This is a genomic window from Chryseobacterium sp. DT-167, assembly GCF_058310155.1.
Map to the genome: position 1 here is coordinate 1 of NZ_JBZEEQ010000024.1, position 6,175 is coordinate 6,175.

At 38.2% G+C, this 6,175-nt stretch carries 3 protein-coding genes; all 3 read right to left on the reverse strand.

Going from position 1 to position 6,175, the window contains the following annotated elements; genetic code table 11:
• On the reverse strand, window positions 1–2,170 hold a 2,170-nt coding region (locus AC4FQ5_RS19440; RefSeq protein WP_491146113.1), incomplete at its 3' end, for a DUF6443 domain-containing protein.
• Between the two features lie 11 nt (window positions 2,171–2,181).
• On the reverse strand, window positions 2,182–4,956 hold the full coding sequence (locus tag AC4FQ5_RS19445) for a hypothetical protein (RefSeq protein ID WP_491146117.1): 2,775 nt from the start codon (window positions 4,954–4,956) through the stop codon (window positions 2,182–2,184).
• Between the two features lie 7 nt (window positions 4,957–4,963).
• Window positions 4,964–6,175: T9SS type A sorting domain-containing protein (locus tag AC4FQ5_RS19450; RefSeq protein WP_491146121.1), on the reverse strand; the 1,212-nt coding region annotated here is incomplete at its 5' end.

Genomic DNA, 6,175 nt, shown 5'->3' on the forward strand with positions numbered 1-6,175 from the left:
TATATTTTATTTCAAGAATTCCTTTATCTAGATGACTGGTCATGTTCCCGTTTAAGTCATAAGAAATGGTATTTCCTGAGGTTTCGGGATAGCCACTGTAATTGCTTTTGAGATCAACTACAGAATTTAGCCTGTTACCTTCATTGTAAGTATACACAAGGTCATCAATCTCTTCCACAAAACCGTCATAGCCTTTTTGGTTTCTTTTGAGGTCGGTGATGTTTCCGTTACTGTCATAGTGCATCGTTTCGTTATACAATCCATTCTGCGGAAGACTGGAGTCGGGCTCCTGATATAATGCTGCTGTCAATCTGTTGTATGAGTCGTATTGGTAGCTGTATTTCTTCAGCACCCCGTCGCCTGCACTTTTCCAGATCATTTCAGTAATGTTTCCGTTGTAATTTGCCTGTGCAACAGATGCATTAGAGGTAGAAGCAAATTTCAGCTCATATCCAAATAACTTACCGGCAAGATTAAAAGGATCATTCACCTTAATCATCGCACCACGGATGTTGTAAGTATAATCTATACTTTGCAGATTATTTCCTACTTTTTTATTGGTCACCTGTCCCAGTTCGTTGTAGGTATAATCTGCCAGCAATTCTTCGGCATTACTGTTGACTTTATGATAATGCTGCCTGAGTCTGAAGGTAATGTCATAAACAAATCTTTCATTGATCACCACTTCCTGATCGGCATTTGTCTTTTTATGATACGTATTGGCAAATAGTACTGCTCCGGAAAAATCGAGCTGTTTCTCTGTTTTTGTGTACCCGCCTAAATGATTTTTTCCCTGGCTTCCGATCGCTCTTCCCAGTCTGTCGTACCAGATGTGGGTAGAAGACCATGCATCATCGTCAAGATTTTTTACCATAGATGCAGTAGGCATAGACTTTAGACTTCTTATGCTGCTTACTCCGTTCTGCGTGGCACTAAAGGGGCTTATAAGTGGCAATTGCAGAAGAATACTTGAAGGAGCAACGACTGTATTGTTAACATTTGTTCCCGGATACGTATCATAATAGTTGACAGAATACGGTACAAAAGCTACGGAAGGATAAGCGGTACTGGTATAAAATATTTCCTGTCCGTTCAGTGTAAAAGAAGAAGTGCTTCTAGTTTCGTTGTTCAGTCCTTTAGCATTGGCATTGCTTTGTTCCTGCGCTCTTGTGCCCCCTGTGAAAACTCCCGTATACAAAACCCTTCCAAATTTGTCGTATCGTGTAAAAGACCATCTGTTGGGATTGGTGCTGCTGTTTTTCATATTGGCATCCTGAGAGGCAACGAGGCGGTTTTGCTGATCATACACCATATATTCCCAGCCTTTCCCGGGAAGCTTTTTCTCTACCTTTCTGAATCGGTTGTCATAAACATATTGATAACAAAGATCGTCTAAGATTTGGGATGTTACCGCATTACCATTGTTGGTGATTTTTTCGTTTCCCTTCGGTGAAATGACAAATGCAAGCTGACCATAATTATTGTATATATAATAAGTATCCAGCTTTCCCGATGAACTTTCTTTTCTCAGAAGTACTGTTTTGCCTTCAGAGTTTTTAAAATCTATCGTGATGTTTCCGTCTTCATCGGTCACTTTATCTTTAGAAAGCTGGTTGGCGGTATAGAAAGAAATACTGCTTATAGAAGTCGCCAGTATACCATTGCTCCAGGAAGCTGTGGTATTGTACTTTTTTACAGCATCAGATTCGGTATTGGTGAGATACTGCATTTTGGTGGTATGTCCGGAACTCATTGCCCATTCCGTTCCGGGATTGGCAACTTCAAGCACTCTTCCCAAAGGTGAAGCTTCATGTTTTTGTTCTGAATACGCATTAGCAATGCCATAATAGCTGTTGACAGAATTTTCATCAATGGTACGTATTGCTGAATTTCCTGTTGGAACAGGAATCGGAAGTATGGTTTTGGTCTGTCTGCCAAAGTCATCATAGGTGACAGGTACCGCAAGATCCTGTCCCAAAGGCGTTGCTTTTACCTGAATGACCTGCTTTGGTCTTCCCAATCCGTCAAAATACTGTACGGTTTCGTTTTTTTTGCTTCCGTCTTCGGAGAGGTAAACTTTTGTGTAGACGTAATTTTCACTTGTTGTGAGTGTCTGCGCCAGAATCATATTGACTGCAAACAACAAAAATATGATGATTGTTTTTTTCATGATTTGAGTTCTTAGTGTTTATAGTTGTATTGGTGTTCTTTGATGGTGTTACCATTAACATCTACTGTCTTTAGCAGTCTGTTGAACAAATCATATTTGTAGAGTTCCATCATTCCGTTGGGTGGTATCGTGGTGGTAACTCCCACCAAAGGATTGTAGGTAAAACAGGTAATCATGAAATTCTGAAGTGCAGTATCGTTTTTAAATGAATTTAATGCATTGATCAGTGCCTGTTCTTTAGCATCCTCCTGTGCAGCTGTTGCATTGGCATCTTCGTTGGATGCATTCACAATAGCTGTAATAAGCGATGTAGGAATATCTGAAAGTTTGGCACCTTCTACTTTTGCAATCGGAAGCGTTTTGCCATATCCATAGATAATGGTGGTAGGAACTCCTCCCGAACCTGCCTCCGGAAAGGTAGAAAACTGTACCAGATTACCTTTGTCATCATAAAGATCATAAGACACACTTTTCACAGACTGAGAAAGATTATCAGGTAGAAAGCTGATCTCTGAAGTTGGATAGAAATGGGATACATCATCAAATTTTGTTTCAGATTTTGCAATCACCGATCCGTTCCTTTTTACTTCTCTGGACAGCGGAATATCTTTGATTCCGGCTTCATACAACCGTGGATCTGTAAGTATCTGATTCCATGGATACGTAAAGGATTCTTCTGTAATGGTTCCGTCCGGAGCAATAGTTTTATTATATGTTATATTATAGTCTTTTACATCTCTTACAGATTCGCTGATTTGGGTAAGCGTTCCCGATGAAGAGATATTTTTTGACGTAGTCACCTGCTTTTTTATGATTGCTGGTATATTGTCAAAAAAACGGGGTATTTCCTGAAAATCATACCCATTTTCCTCAGATGCCAAAATAGTATTGTTATTGTCGTAAATTTCCTTTTTTAGTGGTAACCCTTTGCCTAATATATTGGTATATTTTAAAGCGTAGTTTTTCAGAGATCCGTCTGCTTTTAAATTTTCGATAAAATCTCCGACAGTCAGGAAATAATGTTTTGTGTATCCCGTACCATTTCCTATCACTTCTTTTACGTTCTTATATACTACAGAGTTATTGTTGTCAAAACTGTTCAATATCCCACTGGTAATAGGACTGTCAAACTTATCGTAAAAATATTTGCGTGAAAGAGCAGGTACTAAAGTTCCGTTATCATAATAATCAATTGTTTTTACACGTACACCCTGACCTGTGGAAAAATTGCGCATTGGTACCGTTTTATATCTTATTCGCATAATAGTAAGCGTGCCTTTACCACCAGTGCCCAAAAATTCAATATTGTTAAACCCCGGATTACATTTTACACGATTATCCGAATAGGTTTCTACACCATTTATTTTAAGCTTTACATACTGATTACTTGTAGGTGTTGTGTTGGTTGTATTTGAAACGTCATTATTATAATATTCATTCACCGTATACCAATATGCGAGATAACTTGACCCGCTTTGATTGTCAGGATTTGGACTTAAGTTAAAAGTATTTAAAAACTGACTATCAAAATTAACAGTAGTTACATATTCATAATACTGGGCATCACGATCGTTGAGATCTTCAGGAGCACCAGAATAGCTCAGATACTCAGCTGTATTTTTGTTGACAAAATACTGATTGGGCTCATACTCATATCTAATTTCTGATCCCGTAGGTAATTTTGTAGAAATCAAGATTCCCGGTGCAAAATGCTTGGGATTCAGATATTCATTTTTCAGACACCCTAACTGATAGATACCCTCTGTCCATGCATTATCCAAAAAATAATTACCATAACCAAACTCTGTGGTCTCATAGTTTCCCGAATTACTATACTTTAATAGTTTATGAAGAGCTCTTTTACTAATATGTTGGGTTTGGCAGATCACATCAAATCCTTCCCGGTAAGAGATGGGATAGTCATAACCAATATTTAAATATTGAAAACCAAATTTCTGAATTTCTTTTCCGGCTGTGTTTTTCAATATGGCATAAGTCAATGTAAAAGGATCGTTATATGAATTTCTTTGAGTTGCATCAAAAGTATACTCAAAATTAATGGATCCAAAGTCATGAGAAATTATTTTGCTCAGCTTTAAATTTTTAGCCATTATCTGGATAGGATTGCCCGGTGGTGATGTGTTGTAATTGTCTTCTATATATTCATATTTTAGAAGCTCAGTATTTTTTTGGTCTTTAATACTGGAGAGATAATATCCGCCTGTAGTAATGATTCCCGAAAGACTAACCTTGTCCTGTATGTCAAATGTGAATTTATAGCCTAATTCATCAGTAATTACATATTTAGTAATTTCATTCGCAGAATCTGTGGTAAGATCTATATTGAGTTTATTTTGTGTCAACAAACTAACATACCAATTATTATTTGCATCCTTCCCAACTTTGAATCTCCCGTTTCTTCCTAAAAATGTGAAATAGTAATTATCTGTTTTTGCTCCTGCATCAGCCTCATTGTAAATTACACAATGTGTATTTGTAATTCCCCAACCTAAACCTACTTCAGTAGCACCATTACTCTGATAAGTATTATTAGGATGATAGATTATCCCTGAATCTACAGTTATATTTTTACTATGGGTAGCCAAAGAGAATAAAGAAAAACTTACATCAGGAATACCACTTGCAACAGATATTGGGCTTTTGATCAATGTCGGAACTGAAGCTGCCGCAGGACTTGAATAAGTAGGACCTGTGATTATTCCTGTTTGTGCCCAGTGATTATTTGCCACACAGATAGCAAATAATAATATAATTATTTTTTTCATTTGTGTTTTATTTCTTAATGATTTTAGCATTTGCGTTTTTATTATCATTGGTTTTTACAGTTACCAGATAAGCCCCCTGAATCAGATTCTGGGTATTGATCCTGGTTACTTTATTTTTTGTTTTAAGGCTTTGCAACTGTCTTCCGCCCATATCATAGACAGTAATATCTGCTTCCTTGAAATCGAAACCTATTTCTACATAGGCATAGTCTGAAACAGGATTCGGATAGATCTTGATATCCTGCTTCTCAATCAGCTGATCCAGCTGCTTATCACCCAGCTTCACAATCTTCCAGTTCTCTTTTCCCAATTCTTCAGCACTCGTTCCTGCAAGGATTATTGAACCGTCTCGGTTTAATTTAATGTCAGACAATCTTTCTTCTTTCTTTCGGGATTCTCCTTTTACATCCTTTCTCCACTGCTCGTTGCCGTCAGAATTCAGATACAGCATCCAGAATGTTTCGTCGTCTGCCTCGATTCTTCCTTCCGCCTGAGTATAACCTCCGAGTAAAATGCCTTTGGTTGATGGTTGTCGGTTGTCAGTTGATGGTTTTCCGCTTACCACGTTCATGCCCATCAAAACATCTCTGTTCTTGAAGCTGTAAGACTTTTGCCAAAGCTCTTCACCCCTGTCATTTAAAGAGATGAGCCAGACATCCGTTCCTTCTTCAATACCTGCCGTTTTATTTCCCGATCTTTCTGATCTTGATTCTCCGCCAACGATGAATCCTGTAGAAGTCATTGCCAGAGTTCTTAAATGATCATCACCTTTCCCGCCATAATTCTTTTCCCATTCGACCTTTCCTTCTTTGTTTAATTTTATAACCCAAAAATCGCCTTCTCCGAAGTTTTCGGTTTTCTTTGATCCGCCAACATTACTTCTCGAATAAATTCCAAGCAATGCTCCTCCGTCAAGCGTAGGAATCATTTTTTCCACTTCATCAAGACCTTTTCCACCTAAAATGATTTGGGACAATTCTTTCCCGTTTTTGTCGAGTTTTGAAACGATCACGTCTTTTGAACCGTAACCTTTCGGAGCGTTCTGAACATTTCCTGCCACAAAAAATCCGAAATCTGTGGTCTGAATCACCGCTTTTGCTTCTTCATCCTGAGAAGTTCCCAACGTCTTCTGCCACAGCTCGTCTCCGAATTCATTGATTCTGATGAGCCAAAAATCCGATCCGCCTTTGGAATCGTCTTTTTTATCTAACCCTTTCCC